Source organism: Microbacterium sp. EYE_78 (assembly GCF_023149035.1).
Classification (GTDB): Bacteria; Actinomycetota; Actinomycetes; order Actinomycetales; family Microbacteriaceae; genus Microbacterium.
Genome location: NZ_JAHXMY010000002.1, coordinates 171,767 through 192,369, shown reverse-complemented (window position 1 = coordinate 192,369; position 20,603 = coordinate 171,767). Strand labels below are relative to the sequence as shown.

Below are 20,603 nucleotides of genomic sequence, written 5' to 3'. Positions count from 1 at the left end.
ACCATGACAACGACGTCCCCGGCACAGACCCGGGGAGGCACGCGGGTCGCCGTCCAGCGATTCGGCACGTTCCTCTCGGGCATGATCATGCCGAACATCCCCGCGCTCATCGCGTGGGGCATCTTCACCGCGTTCTTCATCGACGTGGGCTGGACCCCCAATGCGGACCTGGCGACCATCGTCGGCCCGTTCATCCACTACCTGCTGCCGCTGATCATCGCCTACACGGGCGGTTACATGATCTACAAGCAGCGCGGCGGTGTCGTCGGCTCCATCGCGACGATGGGCGCGATCGCCGGCTCCGACCTGATCGTCAAGAACTTCAACGACGCACTCCTCGCGGCGAACCCGGATGCATCCGAACTCGGTCAGGTCCACATGTTCATCGGCGCCATGATCCTCGGCCCGCTGGCGGCCTGGACCATGAAGAAGCTCGACGCCCTGTGGGAGGGCAAGATCCGCGCCGGCTTCGAGATGCTCGTGAACATGTTCTCGGCCGGCATCTGGGGCTTCATCATGGCCGTCGTCGGGTTCTACCCGATCGCGTGGCTCGTGAACGGCCTCATGACGATCCTCTCGAACGCGGTGAACTTCCTCGTCGAGACGAATCTGCTGCCGCTGACGAGCATCCTCATCGAACCCGCCAAGGTGTTCTTCCTGAACAACGCGATCAACCACGGCGTGCTCACTCCGCTGGGGATCACCGAATCGGCCGAGGAGGGCAAGTCGATCCTCTTCCTCCTCGAGGCGAACCCCGGACCCGGCCTCGGGCTGCTTCTGGCATTCACGTTCTTCGGCATCGGCGCCGCTCGTGCGTCGGCTCCCGGCGCGGCTGTGATCCAGTTCCTCGGCGGCATCCACGAGGTGTACTTCCCGTACGCACTGATGAAGCCCACCCTCATCCTCGCCCTCATCGCGGGCGGCATGACCGGCGTCACCACCAACATGCTGTTCGGCGCGGGCCTGCGCGCACCGGCAGCACCCGGCAGCATCATCGCGGTCCTGCTCCAGACCGCGAACGACAGCTTCCTCGGCGTCATCCTCTCCGTGATCCTGTCGGCTGCGGTGACCTTCGTCGTGGCGTCGATCATCCTGCGGGCATCGCGCAAGCGCGACCTCGCCGCGGAAGGCGACTCCTTCTCGGCGGCGGTCGCCCAGACTGAAGCCAACAAGGGCAAGAAGTCCGACGCGCTGTCGGGCCTGCGCGGTTCGGCCACCGCTCCTGCAGCGACGAACGACGCCGCAGCTGCGGCGTCCACCTCGGCAGGCACCGCCGTCGCCGAGCGGGAGATCTCGAACGTCGTGTTCGCATGCGACGCGGGCATGGGCTCGTCGGCGATGGGTGCGAGCGTCCTCCGCAACAAGTTCAAGAAGGCGGGCGTCGAGGGCGTCACGGTCACCAACAAGGCGATCGCGAACCTCGACCCGTCCGCTGACCTGGTCATCACCCAGGCGCAGCTGACCGACCGGGCGCGCGGGGTCACCCCCGACTCCGTCCACGTCTCGGTCGACAACTTCATGAACTCGCCGAAGTACGACGAGGTCGTCGAGATGGTGCGCCGCCAGCGCGGCGACGCCTGATGCACTCCGCTGCGGGGTCGGGAACAATGGTCCCGACCCCGCAGCGGCTTTTCCACCCCCGTCCCCAGAAGGAGAACCTCATGGCTCGCGACGTCCTCACCCTCGGCCAGATCCGCATCCACTCCGGCTCAGTCAGCCAGGAGCAGGCGATGAAGGAGGCCGCCGACATCCTCGAGGCCTCCGGCGCCGTGACCGGCGCCTACTTCGACGCCATGCAGCAGCGGGAGGTCGCCGTCTCGACCTACATGGGAAACGAGCTCGCGATCCCGCACGGCACCAACGAGACGAAGGACGCGATCCTCGATTCGGCGCTGTCCTTCGTCCGCTACGACGGGGGCGTCGACTGGGCGGGTGAGCACGTCACCTTCGTCGTCGGCATCGCCGGCAAGGGCGACGAGCACCTCGAGATCCTGTCGCAGATCGCGCTCCTGTTCTCCGAGGACGACGAGGTCGCCAAGCTCAAGGCCGCGCAGACGCCGGAAGAGCTCTACCAGCTGCTCTCGACGGTGAACGAGGCATGAAAGCCGTCCATTTCGGCGCGGGCAACATCGGCCGGGGCTTCGTGGGACTCCTGCTCCACGAAGGCGGCTACGACCTCGTCTTCTCCGACGTCGCGCCCACGCTCGTCGAGACCATCAACGCCGCATCCGAGTACACGGTGCACGAGGTCGGACCGGGGGGTGGCGACAAGACGGTCACCGGTTTCCGCGCGATCAACAGCCAGTCCGATCCCGATGCCGTCGCCGACGAGGTCGCGTCGGCCGACGTGGTGACCACCGCCGTCGGCCCGACGATCCTGCCGTTCGTCGCTCCGCACATCCTCGAGGGGCTCGCGCGCCGGGACGCCGACGCGAAGCCGCTCCAGGTGATGGCCTGCGAGAACGCCATCGGCGCGACCGACACGCTGCGCGGCGAGATCGAGAAGCTCGCCGGCGACGCGTGGGGCGACCTGTCCACCCGAGCCGTGTTCGCCAACACCGCGGTCGACCGCATCGTCCCCGGGCAGCCCGCAGGTGCGGGCGTCGACGTCACCGTCGAGCCGTTCTTCGAGTGGGCCATCGAGCAGGGTCCCTTCGGCGACGACCGGCCGAACATCCCCGGCGCGCACTTCGTCGACGACCTCGCCCCCTACATCGAGCGAAAGCTGTTCACGGTCAACACCGGCCACGCGGCCACCGCCTACCTCGGCTACGTCGCCGGGATCACCCGCATCTCCGACGCACTCGCCGACTCCGGCATCCGTGCGAAGGTCGAGCAGGCGCTCGAGGAGACGTCCGGGCTGCTGACCGCCGTCCACGGACTGGACGCCGCCGACCTCGCCGAGTACCGGGCCACGATCCTCGACCGCTTCTCGAACGAGGCGCTCCCCGACACCGTGCAGCGCGTCGGCCGCCAGCCGCTTCGCAAGCTCTCCCGCCACGAGCGCTTCATCGGCCCGGCCGCCGGCGCGGCGGAGCGAGGACTCCCTGTCGACGGGCTCGTCGGCGCGATCGCGGCCGCGCTGCGGTTCGAGGACGCCGCGGACCCGCAGGCGGTCGAGCTGCAGGAGCGGATCCGGACGGAGGATGCGGCGGCCTTCACGGCATCCGTCACCGGTCTGGACGCATCGCACCCGCTCTTCGCGCGCGTGCAGGAGGCGGTCGCCCAGCGGCAGACCGAGCTCGGCGTGTACCGCGCGTGACCACCGAGCGGAAGCGGCCCCGCTCGCGCGCACGCCGCGTCGCCTTGATCGTCGTCCTGACGGTGGTCGGGCTGCTGGTCGCCGGCGTCGTCGGGATCGTCATCTGGAGTCAGGTCGGCGTCATGGATGCCGAGGCCGGCCCCTGGGACGAGGTTCGGCAGGACGACCGCATCGCCGTGTCGGACACCGGCGGCAACGTCGTGCTCACGCCAGCCGACGGCGCGAGCGAGACCGGTCTCGTGTTCGTCCCCGGCGCGAAGGTGCAGGCCGAGGCCTACGCGGCGAAGCTGTCGGGACTCGTCGCCGAGGAGGGGATGACGGTGGTCATCACCCGCCCGTGGCTGAACCTCGCGTTCTTCGACCCCCGGCCGCTGTCGACCTTCACCGATGCGGCACCCGACGTCGACACCTGGCTGGTCGGCGGTCATTCGCTCGGCGGCGTGCGCGCGTGCCAGCTGGCGGGCCACGCCGACGGACTGGTGCTGTTCGCGTCCTACTGCTCGAACGACGTCTCGGACAGCGGGCTGCCGGTGCTCAGCATCTCGGGTTCCGAGGACGGCCTGTCGACGCCCGAGAAGATCCGGGATGCCGCGCCCCTCCTCCCCCCCGATGCCGAGTTCGTCGAGGTCGCCGGCGCTGCACATGCCTCGTTCGGTGACTACGGCCCCCAGGCCGGCGACGGCACCCCGACGATCGACGACGCCGACATGGCGGCCGAGATCACGGCATCCGTCGCGGAGCTCCTCCCCCGCCTGTAGCGCGTCGCGTTGAGGTCCCACTCGGACCGGGAACGCACCGACGATTCCCGGCCCGTGTGGGACCTCGGCTTCATCCTGGCCATCCGGCGCGCCGGAGGGCAGCCTGCACCATGCCGACAGCGGCGCGCCCTTCACCCAGCAGGTGATGGCGGAGCACGCGCACGAGCACCCAACCCTGCTCACGGATGTCGTGCCAGCGGTCGGAGTCGCGCTCGAACTGCGCACGGTCCTCGGCGTGCTGCCGGCCGTCGTACTCGACAGCGACGCGCCACTGTTCGTACGACAGATCGAGCCTCGCGACGAACCGGCCGCCCGGCGCGCGAAGAGCCGTGTTCAGCGCCGGCTCGGGAAGCCCCGCGGCGCCGAGCACGAGCCGCAGTCGCGTCTCGGTCGGCGACTCCGCGCCGACGCGCACGTCGACGAATGCGGCTTCGAGCGCATGCTGGCCCCGTCCACGCCCCGCTGCCAGTTCGGCGGCCAGGTCGTCGAGCGTGAGCAGACCACGCGCGCCGACCAGGAAGTCGCCCGCGGCGGCGAGATCCGCATGTCCCCACGAGGAGGCGACATGGCGCCACGCGCGAGCCGGCTCCTCGACGCGCAGGCCGTCGACCAGACGGATGCCGTGGGTCGCAGGCCCGAGGCGGTGCCCGACGACGCCCGCCACCCTGGGCTCCCGGTCGGGGCGGTGCGCGGCGACGTGCAGTCGCTGGGACGCGCGGTCGCCCGGGATCGGCGCGCCGTATAGCGCGAGGGCGGTGCTGTGGCTGAAGAACTGCCAGGGCCGCATCCGCTCGGCGAACTGCTCCGCTCGGGCGTCTACCGTCTCGAAGTCGGCATCCGCAGGCGCCCGCACACCGGGGTACGGGATCGCCAGGTCGCTCGCATCCAGCCGGCCCGGGGCCACTCCGGCGCTCCGGGCATCACCGATGCTGAACGCCCGGCCTCGCAGATGGTCGGGAAGGGGATTCGGCCGCCGCATCCCACGAGACTGCAGCGCCGTCGCGCGTGGACAGGGACGGCGTCACCGCCACGGGGACGGCCGAGCGCGGACGGCCGCCGTGGAGAAAGACCGAGGTCCCCATCGGGCCGGGAATCGGGTGCTCATTCCCGGCCGGATCGGGACCTCGACCCCAGCCCGACACTCAGCGCGCGAAGCCCTCGCCGATGAGCTCGATGAGCTCCTCGCGCTCCTCGACCGTGAGGAAGGCCGCCGCGGCGGCGTTCAGCTGGAAGACCTCGAGGTCGTCGAGCGTGTACTCGAATGCGTCGGAGAGGAGCTTCAGCTCACGCGTGAGCGAGGTGCGACTCATCGTGCGGTTGTCGACGTTCACCGTCACGGTGAAGCCCAGCTGGTAGAGGAGGTCGAACGGGTGGTCCTCGAGCTGCGTGCCCCATGCGGCGATCGCGCCCGTCTGCAGGTTCGACGACGGCGAGAGCTCCAGCGGGATCTCCCGGTCCCGCACCCAGCGAGCGAGGTCGCCGAAGCGCACCTGGACCTCCTCGCCCTTCTGCTCGACGACGTCGAGGTCCTCGGCGATGCGCACGCCGTGTCCGAGCCGCAGCGCGCGGCCGTCGATGAGCGCGGAGCGGATCGAGTCGAGCCCGGCCGCCTCACCGGCGTGCACCGTGGTGGGGAAGAAGGAGGATGCCAGGTGGTCGAACGCGGGCCGGAGGTTCGACGGCGGGAAGCCCGCCTCGGGACCTGCGATGTCGAAGCCGACGGCGCCGCGGCCGCGGTGGCGGACGGCGAGCTCGGCGATCTCGAGCGACCGGTCGGTGTGACGCATCGCGCTGATGATCTGCCCGACGCGGATATCGCGGCCCGACGCGTCGACGGCGTCCTCACCCTCTTCGATGCCCTCCTGCACGGCCTCGACGACCTCATCGAGGCTGAGACCGCCCTGCAGGTGCTGCTCGGGCGCCCAGCGGACCTCGCCGTAGATGACACCGTCGGCCGCGAGGTCCTCCACGAACTCCTTCGCGACGCGGCGCAGCCCCTCGCGGGTCTGCATCACGGCGATCGTGAGGTCGAAGGTCTTCAGGTACTCGACGAGCGAGCCCGAGTCGGACTGGTCCTCGAACCAGTCCGCGAGGTCGTCGGCCGCGGCCTCGGGGACCTCGACGCCCGCACCGTCGGCGAGCTCGATGATCGTCTGGGGACGCAGCGCGCCGTCGAGGTGGTCGTGCAGCGACACCTTGGGGAGTGAGCGGATCGACACGCCCTCGAGCTGTGCGTCGCCGTGCTGATCGATGGCCATGGGGCGTTCCTTACGGTGGAGGGTCAAGCGGTGATGCGCTCGAGGACGAGCGGTGTGGATGCCGGTGCCTCCGCACCGATCTCCCAGGCGCCCTCGAGCGCCTCGGCGGCCCGCGCGAAGCGGTTCTCATCGTCGGCCAGCAGGGTGAACAGCGGCTGTCCGGCGGCGACCGTGTCGCCCGGCTTCACGTGCAGGTCGATGCCGGCGGCGTGGATGACGGGGTCCTGCGCACGGGCACGTCCGGCACCGAGGCGCCAGGCCGCGATCCCGAACGGCAACGCTTCGAGCCGCGTGACGACGCCGGACTCGGTCGCCGTGACGGTGTGCGTCTCGCGTGCGGTCGGCATCGCGGCATCCGGATCACCGTCCTGCGCGCGGATCATCCGGCGCCAGGAGTCCATGGCACGGCCGTCCTGCAGGGCGGCCTCCACGTCGGCGTCGGGCTGGCCGGCGAGGGCGAGCATCTCGCGCGCGAGGGCGACGGTGAGCTCGACGACGTCCGCGGGGCCGCCGCCGGCGAGCACCTCGACGGACTCGCGGACCTCGTTCGCGTTGCCGATGGCGAGGCCGAGCGGTGTGTTCATGTCGGTGAGCAGCGCCGTCGTGGCGACACCGGAGTCGGTGCCCAGGGCGACCATCGTGCGGGCGAGCTCGCGGGCCTTGTCGACGTCGCGCATGAACGCGCCGGAGCCGAACTTGACGTCGAGGACGAGTGAATCGGTCCCCTCCGCGATCTTCTTCGACATGATGCTCGACGCGATGAGCGGGATCGCCTCGACGGTCCCGGTCACGTCGCGGAGCGCGTAGAGGCGCTTGTCGGCCGGGGCGAGTCCCGACCCGGCGGCGCAGATGACCGCGCCCACGTCGCGCATCTGCGCAACCATCTCGTCGTTGCTGAGGGCAGCGCGCCACCCGGGGATGGCCTCGAGCTTGTCGAGTGTGCCACCGGTGTGCCCCAGGCCGCGGCCCGAGAGCTGCGGCACGGCGACGCCGAACGCGGCCACCAGCGGGGCGAGCGGCAGCGTGATCTTGTCGCCCACGCCGCCGGTCGAATGCTTGTCGACGGTCGGCTTGCCGAGACCGGCGAAGCTCATCCGCTCCCCCGAGGCGATCATCGCGTCGGTCATGACGCGGATCTCGTCGCGGGTCATCCCGTTCAGCAGGACCGCCATCGCGAAGGCGGCCATCTGCGAGTCGGCGACGTACTCGCGCGTGTAGGCGTCGATCATCCAGCGCAGCGCATCCTCCGGAACCGCCCCGCCGTCTCGCTTGGTGCGGATGACGTCGACCGCGTCGAACGCCTCGACGGCGCTCATCGGGCGGCCTCGAGGTCGCGGGGACCGAAGGCATCCGGGAGGACCTCGTCAATGGTGCGGATGCCCGAGACGGTCTCGAGCAGCATCCCGGGGATGGCGAACTCATTGAGCAGCTGCCGGCAGCGCCCGCACGGCATGATCGTCTCGCCGTCGTTGTTGACGCACACGAACGCGACCAGCTCGCCGCCGCCGGTCATGTGGAGATTCCCGACCAGGCCGCACTCGGCGCACAGGCCCACGCCGTAGGACGCGTTCTCGACGTTGCAGCCGGTGACGATGCGGCCGTCGCTGACGAGGGCGGCCGCCCCCACGCGGTATCGCGAGTACGGCGCGTACGCCTTCTCCATGGCCTCGACGGCTGCGGAGCGCAGCTCGTCCCAATCGATGTCGGTCACGTCTGTCTTTCTGTCGTGGAGATGGATGCCGCGGGTCGCCGCATCCGGGTCAGCCCTTGATGTAGGGCTTGCCCGCCGCCGCGGGACCGCGGATCTGGCCGGCGAAGCCCGCCACCGCGAGGATGGTGACCACGTACGGCAGCATGAGCATGAACTCGCTCGGGATCGGCGTGTTGAGGATCGTGAGCTGGTTCTGCAGGTTCGTCGCGAAGCCGAACAGCAGCGCTGCCAGCGTCGCGCGGATCGGGTCCCACCGTCCGAAGATGACGGCCGCCAACGCGATGAAGCCGAGGCCTGCGGTCATCTCCTTGCCGAACTGCGGCACGGAGACGAGCGTGAAGTACGCGCCGCCGATGCCGGCGATGGCCCCGGCGAGCGACACGTTCCAGAAGCGGGTCGAGGTGACGTTGATGCCGACCGTGTCCGCGGCCTGAGGATGCTCGCCGACGGCACGGAGCCGCAGACCCCACCGCGTGCGGTACAGCCCCCACGCGACGATCGCGACCGTCACGTACATCAGGTAGACGATGAAGGTCTGGTTGAACAGCACCGGACCGATGACCGGGATCTCGCTCAGCAGCGGGATCTCGATGCGCCCGAAGCGCTCGGGGCGGTTGAGCTCGTTCTCGTTCGGCACCAGCAGCGCGCCGTAGAGGAAGCCGGTCAGGCCGGTCACCAGGACATTCAGGACGACACCGACGATGACCTGGTCCACGAGGTACTTGATCGCGAACGCCGCAAGCACGAAGGAGACGAGGACCCCGCCGAGCATGGCGCCGATGAGGCCGACGAAGGGGTTGCCCGTGATGCTCGAGAGCAGGGCCGCGGCGAACGCACCGAGCAGCAGCTGGCCCTCGATCGCGACGTTGACCACGCCGACGCGCTCGCCGATCACGCCGCCGAGCGCGCCGAAGACGAGCGGGACCGAGAGCGACACGGCGCCGAACAGCAGGCTCGTCACCGGGAAGACGCCGCCGGCGGCGGCCCACACGATGAACGCGAAGACCGCGAGGAGCGCGAACACCGTCGTGAGCCACAGCGGCGTGCGCCGGTAGTTCCACCCGTTCCAGAAGGCGAGGCCGGCCAGCAGGGCGAGCACGACGACGAGTCCCCAGCTGGTGGGCCCGGTCGGCAGCTCGACGTTGGGCACGGCGATCGACGACGTGGAGTCGCCGAGCCGGAACGCGGTGATCACCCCGCGCGGAACGGTGAGGAAGAGCACCGCCATCAGCGCGACGACGACGCCGAAGACGATCGGCACCTTGAAGTGCCGTTCTTTGACGACGGTCAGCTGGATGGTGCCGTCGGCTTCGAGTGCGGGAGCCGATGCGCTCATGCCGCCACCGCCTTCTTCGCGGCCTTGGCTCGCGCCTTCTCCGCCTTCTCTGATTCGGTCTTCGGAAGGAAGAACACGGCGCGCAGGAGCGGCGGCGCCGCGATGAACAGCACGATGAGCGACTGGACGACGAGGACGATGTCGACCGGGATGCCCTGCGCCTGCATCGAGAACGAGCCCGCTTTGAGCGCGCCGAAGAGGATGCCGGCGGCGAACGTGCCCCACGCGCGGCTGCGACCCAGGAGGGCGACCGTGATGGCGTCGAATCCGATGCCCGCGTCGATGGTGGCGGCGAACCCCGTGGTGACGTTGCCCTGGATCTGGTTCATCGCCGCGAGGCCCGCGAGTCCGCCGGCGAAGAGCATCGCGTAGACGTAGATGCGCTCGACGTTGATGCCGCCCGCGCGGGCGGCGTGCGGGTTCTCGCCGACCGCACGCATCCGCAGGCCCAGGCTGGATCGCTCGATCAACCACCACACGAACAGGGTCGCACCGATGACGAGGACGAAGCCCCAGTCGAGCTGCGGGAACAGCGGCCCCAGCAGATCGGGGAACTGCGCCGAGGCGGGCGTCGGCTGCGACTGCGGCTGGTTGCTGCCCTCAGCCTGCAGCAGGCCGGGGGTGCGCAGCATCCACAGCAGCAGGTAATAGGCGACGTAGTTGAGCATGATCGTGAGGATCACCTCGTGGGCGCCGGTGCGTGCCTTCAGGAGACCGACGATGCCGCCCCAGATCGCTCCGCCGAGGATGCCCGCCAGCAGCGTGATCGGCAGGTGTACGAGCAGCGGCAGGTCGAGGTTGAAGGCGAAGAAGCCGGCGAACAGCGCACCGACGAGCATCTGACCGCGGGCGCCGATGTTGAACAGGCCGACACGGAACGCCAGCGCGACGCCGAGACCGGCGGCGATCAGGGGCGCCGCGAACCCGAGCGAGTTCGTCAGGGGCCGGATCTGCGCAGCGGCGTCGGCTGCACGCGGGTTGAACACGGCACCGCGGAAGAGCGCCTCGTACCCGTTGTAGATCGAGTTCCAGGCCGCGATGAGCGTGTCGGTCGGACGGGCGAAGAAGTAGCCGCTGGTGCGCTGCACGTCCTCGTTCGTCACGGCGATCAGGATGCCGCCGACCACCATCGCCAGCACGATCGCCAGGATCGTGGTGACGGCGCTCCCGCGCATCAGCTCGCGGAAGAAGACATCCGTCCGCGTGGGCGGCGGGGGGGCGTTCTCCCCCGTGAGGGGGCCGCTCGCGGAAGGGAGCTGCGGGGCGGGATGCGCCGCGTCGGCGGCGCCGGGCGTCGTGCCGCTCATGCGGCCACCTCCGGGTCGGTTGCGCCGGCCATCATCAGGCCGAGGGTGTCGCGAGGGGTGTCGCCGGGGACGATGCCCACGATGCGACCGCGGTACATGACGGCGATGCGGTCGGCGAGGGCGGTCACCTCGTCGAGCTCCGTCGAGACGACGACGACCGGGATGCCGGCGTCGCGGGTCTCGACGATGCGCTTGTGGATGAATTCGATGGAGCCGACGTCCACACCGCGTGTGGGCTGCGCGGCGACGAAGAGCTTGAGGTCCCGGCTCATCTCACGTGCGATGACGACCTTCTGCTGATTGCCGCCGGACAGTGTGCCGGCCGGCGTCTCGGGGCCGCGGGTGCGAATGTCGTACTCCTCGATCCGCGCGCGGGCGAACGCGTCGAGCTCGGCGCGCCGGATGGTGCCGCCGCGGGAGAACGCAGGGTCGGTGGAGCGGTCGAGGATGAGGTTCTCGGCGACCGAGAAGCCGCCCACCAGGCCGTCCTCCTTGCGGTCCTCCGGAACGAAGCCGACGCCGGCATCGAGGATGCTGCGGACGCTCATGCCCACGAGCTCGGTGCCGTCGAGCCGGATCGAGCCCTCGGTGCGCGCTGCGAGTCCGACGATCGCCTCGACGAGCTCGGTCTGACCGTTGCCCTGCACGCCGGCCACCGCGAGGATCTCGCCCGGCCGGACGTCGAAGCTGACATCGTCGACCACGATGGCGCCGCCCGGGGTGAGGACCCGCAGATCACGGACCTCCAGGCCGCCCTCGCCGACGCGCGGCGCGTCCTTCTGGACGGTCAGCTCGACGGCCCTGCCGACCATGAGCGAGGCGAGTTCCGCGTTGCTGGCCGTGGGAGCTGCGGTCCCGACGATCTTGCCGAGACGCACGACGGTGATGCGGTCCGCGACTTCGCGGACCTCGCGGAGCTTGTGGGTGATGAAGACGATCGAGGTGCCCTCGTCACGGAGTTGACGCATGATGCCCATGAGCTCGTCCGTCTCCTGCGGGGTGAGCACCGCGGTCGGCTCGTCGAAGACGAGCACCTTCGCGTCACGCGAGAGCGCCTTGATGATCTCGACCCGCTGCTGGACACCGACGGGGAGGTCGCCGACGAGGGCGTCGGGGTCGATTTGGAAGCCGAACCGGTCGGCGACCGAGCGGACGTGCGCGCGAGCCTGCGCGAGGTCGAGGCGACCGAGCCCCTTCGTCTTCTCGTGGCCGAGCATGACGTTCTCCGCGACGGTGAACACCGGGATGAGCATGAAGTGCTGATGCACCATGCCGATGCCCGCGGCCATCGCGTCGCCGGGACCACGGAAGCTCTGGACGGCGTCGTCCAGGAGAATCTGCCCCTCATCGGCGCGGTACAGGCCGTAGAGGACGTTCATGAGCGTGGATTTGCCGGCGCCGTTCTCACCGAGGAGAGCGTGGATCTCACCCGGCTCGACCACCAGATCGATGTGGTCGTTGGCGACGAGGCTGCCGAATCGCTTGGTGATCCCGCGGAGCTCGAGCTTCATGTACAGCACCCTATCCGGCGGGTGTCAGGGCGCACCCGCCATCGAACGTTGAGCGAACGGCACTCGGGGCGGGCAGCTGCGCGCTGCCCGCCCCGAGTGCACGTCATTCAGATCACGGCGAGTTCTTCGACTCCACCGTGATGTCGCCGGCGATGATCGACTCCTGCAGCGCGGCGAGCTCGTCGGCCAGGCCGTCGGGCAGCTGCGACTCGAAGTCGTGGAAGCCCGAGAGCTTGACGCCCTCGTTCTCCAGGGTGCCGATGTACGGAGCGGCGTCGAAGTCGCCCGAGGAGGCGGCGACGGTCGCGTCGTAGACGGCGACGTCGATCGCCTTCATGATCGAGACCAGCGTGATGTCGGCGACGCTGTCGTCGGCGACGGCCAGGTCGCTGTCCACACCGAGCATGAGGGTGTCCTCACCGCTGTCGCTGATGGCGGCTGCGGCGCTCTGGTAGATCGGGCCGCCGACGGGCAGGATGACGTCGACGCCCTGGTCGAGGACCGACTGCGCGGTCTGCTTCGCGGTGTCGTTGGCGTCGAAGCCGCCGGTGAAGGCGCCCTTCTGGCCCGCGACATCCCAGCCGAAGAGCTGGACGTCAGCGCCCTTGTCCTCGTTGTACTTCTCGACGCCGAGCGCGTAGCCGTCCATGAAGACCGCGACGGACGGGATCTGCAGGCCGCCGAAGGTGCCGACCTTGTTGACACCGGCCTCCGCCGACCACGATGCGGCTGCGTAGCCGCCCAGGTAGGCCGCCTCGGCCGTGTTGAACACGAGGGGCTTGATGTTCTCCGCGTCGGTGGCGCCGTCCTGGTCGGTGTCCGCGTAGTCGTCGATGATCGCGAACTGCAGGTCGGGGTTGGCCGTGGCGGCCTCGACCGTTGCGGCGGCGAGCTTGAAGCCGACCGAGACGATGAGGGTGCAGCCCTCGGAGACCGCCGTGGTCATGTTGGGCTCGTAGTCGTTGTCGTTGGTCGACTCGAACTCGAGGGGCTCGATGCCGAGCTCTTCAGCGGCCTTGTCCATGCCGTTCTTCGCGGACTCGTTGAACGACTTGTCGTTCCACCCGCCGGCGTCGGAGATCAGGCAGGGCTTGAAGCCGTCGACGACGTCACTGGAGCCACCGGGGGCCGCGGACGGGTCAGCCTCGGGTGCGGTGCCGCAGCCGGCGAGGGCGGCGAGGAGAAGCGCGGCACCGGCGATGCCGGCGAGCTTCTTCGGGTTCGAGATGGTCAAAAGTGCCTCCACGGAAGAGAACCCGCGGACTTCGCGGGCGTGCGCAACCGAAGTTACCTACTGTGACGGCGACCGGGCACCCTGATCAGGCCGTTCCCGCGAATGGTTACAAAGCCGCAATCAACCCGTCACGCGGACGCCATCGTGCGCAACGCGAGCGGCATCCCCGGTCGCACAGAACGTGGGACGGAGTGTCAGAGGACGTCTCCGCGGCCCGTCACCTTCAGGGCGTCGACGACGCTCTTGACCCGCTGCGCGTGCTCGCTCGTGGTGACCAGCAGTGCGTCGTCGGTGTCCACCACGACGATGTCCTTCACGCCGATGATGCTGATGACGCGACTGGTCTGCGACACGACGATCCCGCTCGCCGCGTCCGAGAGCACACGAGCGTTCTCGCCGAGGATCGCGAGGTCCGTGCCGCGACCGCCCGAGTTCAGCTTGGCGAGGCTTGCGAAGTCGCCGACGTCGTCCCAGTCGAAGTGGCCCGGCACCACCGCCAGCTTGCCCTTCTCCGCGGCGGGCTCAGCGACGACGTAGTCGATGGCGATCTTCTCGAGGGTGGGCCAGATGCGGTCGACGGCCGGACCCCGACGGTCGCGGTCGTCCCACGCCTCGGCGAGCTCCATGAGACCCGCGTGCAGCGCGGGGCTGTTCGCCTCGATCTCGGCCAGCAGCACGTCGGCTCGGGAGATGAACATGCCGGCGTTCCACAGGTACGAGCGGTCTGCGACGTAGCCGCGGGCGGTCTCGAGATCGGGCTTCTCGACGAATCGCTCGACGAGCGAGGCATCCCGCGCGCCGTCGACGATCAGCTCCCCGCCTCGCTTGATGTAGCCGAATCCGACCGCCGGCTCAGAGGGCTGGATGCCGATGGTGCAGATGTAGCCCTCGCGCGCGACCTCCACGGCGTCCCGGACCGCGAACTCGAACACCCGGCTGCCGCGGATCACATGATCGGCCGCGAACGAGCCGATGACGACGTCGGGGTGCCGTCGGTGCAGGATCGCGGCGGCCAGTCCGATCGCGGCCGCGGAGTCACGCGGCTCCGACTCGAGGATGACGTTCTTGTCGGGGATGCCGGGGAGCTGGGACTCCACCGCGGCACGGTGCGCGCGCCCGGTCACCACGGCGATGCGGTCGGGACCGGTGAGCGTTTCGAGGCGGTTCCAGGTGTCGCGCAGGAGCGAGTGGCCCGAGCCGGTGAGGTCGTGGAGGAACTTCGGGGCGTCAGCCCGGGACAGCGGCCACAGCCGCGATCCCACCCCTCCTGCGGGGATGACGGCGTAGAAGTCCTCGATGCGGTCGACCATGTTCCGAACCCTACCGGCCGCGGATGACGCTCCCGTGCCGCGGCCGTGACGGCCGCCGCTCAGTCGGCGGCGACCGCGGTGGCGTCCTGGAAGCCGCCGAGATAGGCGAGCAGTCGCGCCGTGACGAAGCCGTAGCTGTACCCACCTTCTAAGGCTCCCCTTCGTCGCCCCCTCCCTTCCGCGACACCTAGGATGGAGGGTGCGCCCGAGTGCGACGACGGGCGACATTCCCTGGGATGCCGCGATCTCGCCGTACGGACGGCGAACCATCTCACCCAAGGGAGGACGACCGTGTCTGCACCAGCACGCGTCACACCGTCGGTAGCTGAGACCACGTCCAAGACCCCCCGCGGCACGCTGTACCGCGGGAACGAGGGTATGTGGTCGTGGGTACTCCACCGCATCACCGGCGTCGCCATCTTCTTCTTCCTGCTCGTGCACGTCCTCGATACGGCGCTCATCCGCGTCTCCCCCGAGGCGTACGACGCGGTCATCGGGACGTACAAGAACCCGATCATGGGCCTGGGCGAAGTCGCCCTCGTCGGCGCGATCGTCTACCACGCCTTCAACGGGCTGCGCATCATCGCCGTGGACCTGTGGCCGTGGGCGACCCGCCACCAGCGTCAGCTGTGGTGGGGCGTGCTGGCCGTCTGGGCCGTCACCCTCGTCGCCTTCTCGGCGCGCCACCTTCCGAACGTCTTCTCGCACATGGGAGGCGAGCACTGATGACCGCCGACACCCTCGTTCCGCCGCGCACCCCGCAGGGCAAGGCCGCCGTCCGCAAGAAAGGCCCGAACCTCGAGAAGTGGGGCTGGGTCTTCATGCGCGTCTCCGGCGTGCTGCTGATCGTGCTGATCTTCGGCCACCTCTTCGTCAACCTCATGGTGGACGAGGGCATCTCGGGCCTCGACTTCGCATTCGTTGCCGGCAAGTTCGCAAACCCGTTCTGGCAGGTGTGGGACGTCCTCATGCTGTGGCTGGCGTTCATCCACGGCACGAACGGCATGCGCACGATCGTCAACGACTACGTCACCAATGCCAAGGTCCGGAAGGTCCTCGTCACGTCGCTGTGGGTCGTCGCTGCGTTCATGATCCTCCTCGGCACGCTCGTCGTCTTCACCTTCGACCCCTGCATCCCCAACCTCAGCGACGGCTCGATCGTCGCCGAGGTCTGCGCGGCGCAGGGCTGACGCCGGTCGCATCCGGCTCCCCCACAGACAGAACAGAGGCATCCCGCACGTGAGCACCCAGACCGCGGACTCCGTCGTCAAGGACGGCGTCCACTACCACCAGTTCGACATCGTCATCGTCGGCGCCGGCGGCGCCGGCATGCGAGCGGCGATCGAGGCCGGCCCCGGCGCGAAGACCGCCGTCATCACCAAGCTGTACCCCACCCGCAGCCACACCGGCGCGGCGCAGGGCGGCATGGCGGCGGCGCTCGCGAACGTCGAAGAGGACTCCTGGGAGTGGCACACCTTCGACACCGTCAAGGGCGGCGACTACCTCGTCGACCAGGATGCGGCGGAGATCCTCGCCAAGGAGGCCATCGACGCGGTCATCGACCTCGAGAACATGGGTCTTCCGTTCAATCGCACGCCCGACGGCAAGATCGACCAGCGGCGCTTCGGCGGCCACACCGCCGAGCACGGCAAGAACCCGGTCCGTCGCGCCTGCTACGCCGCCGACCGCACCGGCCACATGATCCTGCAGACGCTCTTCCAGAACTGCGTCAAACTGGGCATCAACTTCTTCAACGAGTTCTACGCGCTCGACCTCATCACGGTGAAGGACGCACTGGGCCGCACCCAGATCGCGGGTGTGGTGGCCTATGAGCTCGCCACGGGCGAGCTGCACGTCTTCCACGCGAAGGCGGTCGTCTTCGCGACCGGCGGCTTCGGCAAGATCTTCAAGACGACCTCGAACGCCCACACCCTCACCGGCGACGGCGTCGGCATCATCTGGCGCAAGGGCCTGCCGCTCGAGGACATCGAGTTCTTCCAGTTCCACCCGACCGGACTCGCCGGCCTCGGCATCCTCCTCACCGAGGGTGCGCGCGGTGAGGGCGCGATCCTCCGCAACGCCTCGGGTGAGCGCTTCATGGAGCGCTACGCACCGACGATCAAGGACCTCGCACCCCGCGACATCGTCGCCCGCTGCATGGTCAAGGAGGTCCTCGAGGGCCGTGGCGCGGGTCCGAACAAGGACTACGTCTACCTGGACTGCACCCACCTCGGCGCGGAGGTCCTCGAGACCAAGCTCCCCGACATCACCGAGTTCGCCCGCACCTACCTCGGCGTCGACCCGGTCGTCGAGCCGGTGCCGGTCATGCCGACCGCGCACTACGCGATGGGCGGCATCCCGACCAACATCAAGGGCGAGGTCCTCGCCGACAACGACACCGTCGTCCCCGGCCTCTACGCCGCCGGCGAGTGCGCGTGCGTGTCGGTGCACGGCGCGAACCGCCTCGGCACCAACTCGCTGCTGGACATCAACGTGTTCGGCAAGCGCTCCGGCCAGAACGCCGTCGAGTACGTGCAGACGGCCGACTTCGTGCCCCTCCCCGAGGACCCGGCGAAGGAGGTCCGCGACATGATCGAGGGCCTGCGCAACAACGCCGGCACCGAACGGATCGCGACCCTCCGCAAGAAGCTGCAGGAGGAGATGGATGCCAACGCGCAGGTCTTCCGCACGGAGGAGACCCTGACGAACGTCATGGGCACGATCAACGACCTGCGCGAGCGGTACAAGCACGTCCACGTCGACGACAAGGGCAAACGGTACAACACCGACCTGCTCGAGGCCGTCGAGCTCGGCTTCCTGCTCGACATCGCCGAGATCGTCGCCTACGCCGCCCGCAACCGCAAGGAGAGCCGCGGCGGTCACATGCGCGAGGACTACCCCGACCGCAACGACGACGAGTACATGCAGCACACGATGGCCTACCTGACGGGCGACCCGCACTCGGCGAACCCCGAAGACCACATCCGCCTGGATTGGAAGCCCGTCGTGTTCACGAAGAACGACAAGGGCGAGTACAACTACCCGCCGATGGAGAGGAAGTACTGATGACCATCGTCGATTCCGACGCTCCGACCGGCGTGCAGGAGTCCACGGACTCCGGCATCCAGTCGTACCTGGTCACCTTCATCATCCGGCGCTTCGACCCCGAGGTCGACGCCGAGCCGCGCTGGGTCGACTACGACGTGGAGATGTACCCGACCGACCGCGTGCTCGACGCGCTGCACCGGATCAAGTGGGACGTGGACGGCACGCTGAGCTTCCGTCGCTCGTGCGCACACGGCATCTGCGGCTCGGACGCCATGCGCATCAACGGCCGCAACCGCCTCGCCTGCAAGACGCTGATCAAGGACCTCGACATCTCGAAGCCGATCTACGTCGAGGCGATCAAGGGCCTGCCGCTCGAGAAGGACCTCATCGTCGACATGGACCCGTTCTTCGAGTCCTTCCGCGACGTGCAGCCCTTCCTGCAGGCGAACACCGCGCCGGAACCCGGCAAGGAGCGCATCCAGTCCATCAAGGACCGCGCCGTCTACGACGACACCACCAAGTGCATCCTCTGCGCCGCGTGCACGTCCTCGTGCCCCGTGTTCTGGACCGATGGCCAGTACTTCGGCCCCGCGGCCATCGTCAACGCGCACCGCTTCATCTTCGACTCGCGCGACGACGCGGGCGACGTGCGACTGGACATCCTCAACGACAAGGAAGGCGTGTGGCGCTGCCGCACGACCTTCAACTGCACCGAGGCATGCCCCCGCGGCATCGAGATCACGAAGGCGATCGCCGAGGTCAAGCAGGCGGTCCTGCGCGGCTGACCCGGCCCGATAGCCTCGAGGCGTGACCTCGGACGACACGACGCCTCCCCTGCGCGAGCGGTGGGAGGCGTCTCGTCTGCGCGAGCGGCTCGACCAGCCCATCGAGCGCGCGACGGAGCTCACGCGGCGCACGGTCGGCTCGTTCCCCGTCCGCGTCTGGCGACACTTCCTGCGGCGGAACGGGTTCCTCCTCGCGGCATCCATCAGCTACCAGTCGCTGTTCGCCCTGTTCGCGACGCTCTACTCGGCCTTCGCGGTCGTCGGGCTCTGGCTCGGCGGCTCGCAGGACGCGATCGACGGTCTCATCCGCGTGGTGAACTCCTACATCCCGGGCTTCATCGGCGAGAGCGGTCCGGTCGACGCCGACGACGTGGCCTCGATCGCGCGCGACAGCGGCAGCCTGCTCGCCGTCACCGGATCGATCGCCTTGGCAGTGGCCGTCTGGACGGCGATCGGCTTCGTCACCTTCACCCGCCGCGCCGTCCGCGGCATCTTCGGACTGCCGTTCGACACGCGCAGCTTCGTGCTCCTCAAGATCGGCGACCTGGTCGCTGCCATCCTGTTCGGCGCCGCCCTCGTGCTGGGCGCAGCGCTCGGGCTCGTAGCGGGCGGCATCGTGTCGCAGGTGCTCACGTGGCTGCAGATCGACGTGCCCTCGTCGGCCGCCGACCTCGTGAGCCGGATCGGATCGGTGCTCGTCAGCATCGCGCTGAACTCCGCGGCCCTCACCCTCCTCATCCGCTTCCTCACCGGCACGTCGCTCCCGTGGCGATCGATCATCCCTGGAGCGACGGCGGGCGGCGGGGCGCTGGCCCTGCTGCAACTCGGGTTCGGGTTCCTCGCGGTCTACTCTCCCAGCAACCCCCTGCTGGCCACCTTCTCCGTCGTCATCGGTCTGCTGCTGTGGCTGCGCCTCGCGGGCATCGTGATGCTGGTCGCCGCCTCGTGGATCGCCGTGGCGGCCACGGATGCCGATATCCCGCTCGCGACGCTCTCCGATGCCGAGCGGCGCGACGCCGAGCAGCGGGCACTGCGGGTGGTCGCCGAGGCGGGTGTCCGCGAAGCCAGGTCGGCCCTCGCCGCCGCCCGGTGGTGGGAGCGACCGGGTGCCCGCCGCGACCTCCGCCACGCTGCCGAGCTGCTCGAGCGGACCCGCGGCTGAGCGCACCTGTGCGGCGGAGGCGTGTCCGGTGCCCCGCCTAGGCTGGAACGCGTGCCTCGAACCGTCCGCATCGCATCCGTCAACGTCAACGGCATCCGCGCCGCCGCCCGCAAGGGCATGCACGAATGGCTCGCCACGGCGGGTGTCGACATCCTCACCCTGCAGGAGGTGCGGGCCGAGGCATCCGATCTGGCGGCCGCGCTCCCCGGCTGGCACGTCGTGAGCGACGAAGCGCTGGCGAAGGGGCGCGCCGGGGTCGCGATCGCGGCGCGCGAGCCGCTCGACGTCTGGCGCGTCGAGCTCGGCGACGAGGCGTTGGACTCGAAGGGCCGCTGGGTGGAGGCCGACGTCGAGGTAGATGGCGAGACGCTGACCGTCGTCAGCGCCTACGTCTTCACGGGCGAGGCCGGCACCGAGAAGCAGGTCGCGAAGTACGCCTTCCTCGACGCCATGGAGGAGCGGATGCCGCACCTCGGCGACCTCGCCCTCATCACCGGTGACCTCAACGTCGGCCACCGCGAGCTCGACATCCGCAACTGGAAGGGCAACGTCAAGAAGGCCGGCTTCCTGCCGCGCGAGCGCGCCTACTTCGACCGCTTCACCGGTGCCGCCGGGGAGACGGTCGCGACCGTCGACGGCGAGCGCGGCCGAGGGCTCGGCTGGGTCGACGTCGGCCGTTCCTTCGCCGGAGAGGTCGACGGGCCGTACACGTGGTGGTCGAACCGCGGGAAGGCCTTCGACAACGACACCGGCTGGCGCATCGACTACCACCTGGCCTCCCCCGAGCTCGCGACCCGCGCCACGGACTACCGCGTCGTGCGGGCGCCGTCGTGGGACACCCGGTGGAGCGATCACGCCCCGGTGATCGCGGACTACACCCTGGGAGGCTGAGGCGGTCCGCGGCGCAGGCCCGCGGGGGCG

At 69.4% G+C, this 20,603-nt stretch carries 19 protein-coding genes; 10 read left to right on the top strand and 9 right to left on the bottom strand.

What is annotated here, in order from left to right; genetic code table 11:
• Positions 1-3: 3 nt before the first annotated feature.
• From KZX17_RS07965 to KZX17_RS07950, 4 genes are all read left to right on the top strand, one after another.
• Positions 4-1,581, top strand: a complete 1,578-nt coding sequence (locus KZX17_RS07965) for a PTS mannitol transporter subunit IICB (RefSeq protein ID WP_248171874.1) — start codon at positions 4-6, stop codon at positions 1,579-1,581.
• 80 nt (positions 1,582-1,661) lie between these two features.
• Positions 1,662-2,102 (top strand): PTS sugar transporter subunit IIA, encoded by a 441-nt coding sequence (locus KZX17_RS07960; RefSeq protein WP_248171872.1) that lies wholly within the window; start codon positions 1,662-1,664, stop codon positions 2,100-2,102.
• Positions 2,099-3,262, top strand: a complete 1,164-nt coding sequence (locus KZX17_RS07955) for a mannitol-1-phosphate 5-dehydrogenase (RefSeq protein ID WP_248171870.1) — start codon at positions 2,099-2,101, stop codon at positions 3,260-3,262. The genes KZX17_RS07960 and KZX17_RS07955 overlap by 4 nt, the downstream gene beginning before the upstream one ends.
• Entirely contained in the window at positions 3,259-4,020 is a 762-nt protein-coding gene (locus tag KZX17_RS07950) for an alpha/beta hydrolase (protein WP_248171869.1), read from the top strand. The genes KZX17_RS07955 and KZX17_RS07950 overlap by 4 nt, the downstream gene beginning before the upstream one ends.
• A 70-nt stretch (positions 4,021-4,090) precedes the next feature.
• Here KZX17_RS07950 and KZX17_RS07945 read toward each other — a convergent pair whose 3' ends face one another.
• From KZX17_RS07945 to KZX17_RS07905, 9 genes are all read right to left on the bottom strand, one after another.
• Entirely contained in the window at positions 4,091-4,924 is an 834-nt protein-coding gene (locus KZX17_RS07945) for an endonuclease domain-containing protein (RefSeq protein ID WP_248171867.1), read from the bottom strand.
• A 238-nt stretch (positions 4,925-5,162) separates the two neighbouring features.
• Positions 5,163-6,278 (bottom strand): adenosine deaminase, encoded by a 1,116-nt coding sequence (locus KZX17_RS07940; protein WP_248171865.1) that lies wholly within the window; start codon positions 6,276-6,278, stop codon positions 5,163-5,165.
• 23 nt (positions 6,279-6,301) lie between these two features.
• On the bottom strand, positions 6,302-7,594 hold the full coding sequence (locus KZX17_RS07935; protein WP_248171863.1) for a thymidine phosphorylase: 1,293 nt from the start codon (positions 7,592-7,594) through the stop codon (positions 6,302-6,304).
• Positions 7,591-8,016 (bottom strand): cytidine deaminase, encoded by a 426-nt coding sequence (locus tag KZX17_RS07930; protein ID WP_308194628.1) that lies wholly within the window; start codon positions 8,014-8,016, stop codon positions 7,591-7,593. The genes KZX17_RS07935 and KZX17_RS07930 overlap by 4 nt, the downstream gene beginning before the upstream one ends.
• A gap of 22 nt (positions 8,017-8,038) precedes the next feature.
• The gene (locus KZX17_RS07925) at positions 8,039-9,325 is read right to left on the bottom strand and encodes an ABC transporter permease (protein ID WP_248171861.1); all 1,287 of its coding nucleotides are present in this window, start codon (positions 9,323-9,325) and stop codon (positions 8,039-8,041) included.
• On the bottom strand, positions 9,322-10,632 hold the full coding sequence (locus KZX17_RS07920) for an ABC transporter permease (RefSeq protein WP_248171859.1): 1,311 nt from the start codon (positions 10,630-10,632) through the stop codon (positions 9,322-9,324). Before KZX17_RS07920 ends, KZX17_RS07925 begins: the two co-directional genes overlap by 4 nt.
• On the bottom strand, positions 10,629-12,143 hold the full coding sequence (locus KZX17_RS07915) for an ABC transporter ATP-binding protein (RefSeq protein ID WP_248171857.1): 1,515 nt from the start codon (positions 12,141-12,143) through the stop codon (positions 10,629-10,631). Before KZX17_RS07915 ends, KZX17_RS07920 begins: the two co-directional genes overlap by 4 nt.
• Positions 12,144-12,255: 112 nt before the next feature.
• Positions 12,256-13,377 (bottom strand): BMP family protein, encoded by a 1,122-nt coding sequence (locus tag KZX17_RS07910; RefSeq protein ID WP_248171855.1) that lies wholly within the window; start codon positions 13,375-13,377, stop codon positions 12,256-12,258.
• Between the two features lie 194 nt (positions 13,378-13,571).
• Positions 13,572-14,687, bottom strand: a complete 1,116-nt coding sequence (locus tag KZX17_RS07905; protein WP_248171853.1) for a mannose-1-phosphate guanylyltransferase — start codon at positions 14,685-14,687, stop codon at positions 13,572-13,574.
• A 291-nt stretch (positions 14,688-14,978) separates the two neighbouring features.
• Here KZX17_RS07905 and sdhC point away from each other — a divergent pair, with 291 nt between their 5' ends.
• The 6 genes from sdhC to KZX17_RS07875 are packed head-to-tail and all read left to right on the top strand — an operon-like array spanning position 14,979 to position 20,573.
• Positions 14,979-15,413, top strand: a complete 435-nt coding sequence (gene sdhC / locus KZX17_RS07900) for a succinate dehydrogenase, cytochrome b556 subunit (protein WP_248171851.1) — start codon at positions 14,979-14,981, stop codon at positions 15,411-15,413.
• Complete coding sequence (gene sdhD / locus KZX17_RS07895; RefSeq protein ID WP_248171849.1) at positions 15,413-15,877, top strand: succinate dehydrogenase, hydrophobic membrane anchor protein; 465 nt, start codon at positions 15,413-15,415, stop codon at positions 15,875-15,877. Before sdhC ends, sdhD begins: the two co-directional genes overlap by 1 nt.
• A gap of 49 nt (positions 15,878-15,926) precedes the next feature.
• Complete coding sequence (sdhA, locus tag KZX17_RS07890; protein WP_248171847.1) at positions 15,927-17,753, top strand: succinate dehydrogenase flavoprotein subunit; 1,827 nt, start codon at positions 15,927-15,929, stop codon at positions 17,751-17,753.
• On the top strand, positions 17,753-18,520 hold the full coding sequence (locus KZX17_RS07885) for a succinate dehydrogenase iron-sulfur subunit (RefSeq protein ID WP_248171845.1): 768 nt from the start codon (positions 17,753-17,755) through the stop codon (positions 18,518-18,520). Before sdhA ends, KZX17_RS07885 begins: the two co-directional genes overlap by 1 nt.
• Before the next feature lie 22 nt (positions 18,521-18,542).
• On the top strand, positions 18,543-19,682 hold the full coding sequence (locus tag KZX17_RS07880) for a YhjD/YihY/BrkB family envelope integrity protein (RefSeq protein ID WP_248171843.1): 1,140 nt from the start codon (positions 18,543-18,545) through the stop codon (positions 19,680-19,682).
• Positions 19,683-19,733: 51 nt separating this feature from the next.
• Entirely contained in the window at positions 19,734-20,573 is an 840-nt protein-coding gene (locus KZX17_RS07875) for an exodeoxyribonuclease III (protein WP_248171841.1), read from the top strand.
• The last annotated feature ends 30 nt before the right edge of the window (positions 20,574-20,603 follow it).

Excerpts from the sequence above, each read along its gene's own strand:
- KZX17_RS07965 (WP_248171874.1), top strand. The coding sequence starts at position 4 with ATGACAACGACGTCCCCGGCACAGACCCGGGGAGGCACGCGGGTCGCC.
- KZX17_RS07960 (WP_248171872.1), top strand. The coding sequence starts at position 1,662 with ATGGCTCGCGACGTCCTCACCCTCGGCCAGATCCGCATCCACTCCGGC.
- KZX17_RS07955 (WP_248171870.1), top strand. The coding sequence starts at position 2,099 with ATGAAAGCCGTCCATTTCGGCGCGGGCAACATCGGCCGGGGCTTCGTG.
- KZX17_RS07940 (WP_248171865.1), bottom strand. The coding sequence starts at position 6,278 with ATGGCCATCGATCAGCACGGCGACGCACAGCTCGAGGGCGTGTCGATC.
- KZX17_RS07935 (WP_248171863.1), bottom strand. The coding sequence starts at position 7,594 with ATGAGCGCCGTCGAGGCGTTCGACGCGGTCGACGTCATCCGCACCAAG.
- KZX17_RS07925 (WP_248171861.1), bottom strand. The coding sequence starts at position 9,325 with ATGAGCGCATCGGCTCCCGCACTCGAAGCCGACGGCACCATCCAGCTG.
- KZX17_RS07920 (WP_248171859.1), bottom strand. The coding sequence starts at position 10,632 with ATGAGCGGCACGACGCCCGGCGCCGCCGACGCGGCGCATCCCGCCCCG.
- KZX17_RS07915 (WP_248171857.1), bottom strand. The coding sequence starts at position 12,143 with ATGAAGCTCGAGCTCCGCGGGATCACCAAGCGATTCGGCAGCCTCGTC.
- KZX17_RS07905 (WP_248171853.1), bottom strand. The coding sequence starts at position 14,687 with ATGGTCGACCGCATCGAGGACTTCTACGCCGTCATCCCCGCAGGAGGG.
- sdhD (WP_248171849.1), top strand. The coding sequence starts at position 15,413 with ATGACCGCCGACACCCTCGTTCCGCCGCGCACCCCGCAGGGCAAGGCC.
- KZX17_RS07885 (WP_248171845.1), top strand. The coding sequence starts at position 17,753 with ATGACCATCGTCGATTCCGACGCTCCGACCGGCGTGCAGGAGTCCACG.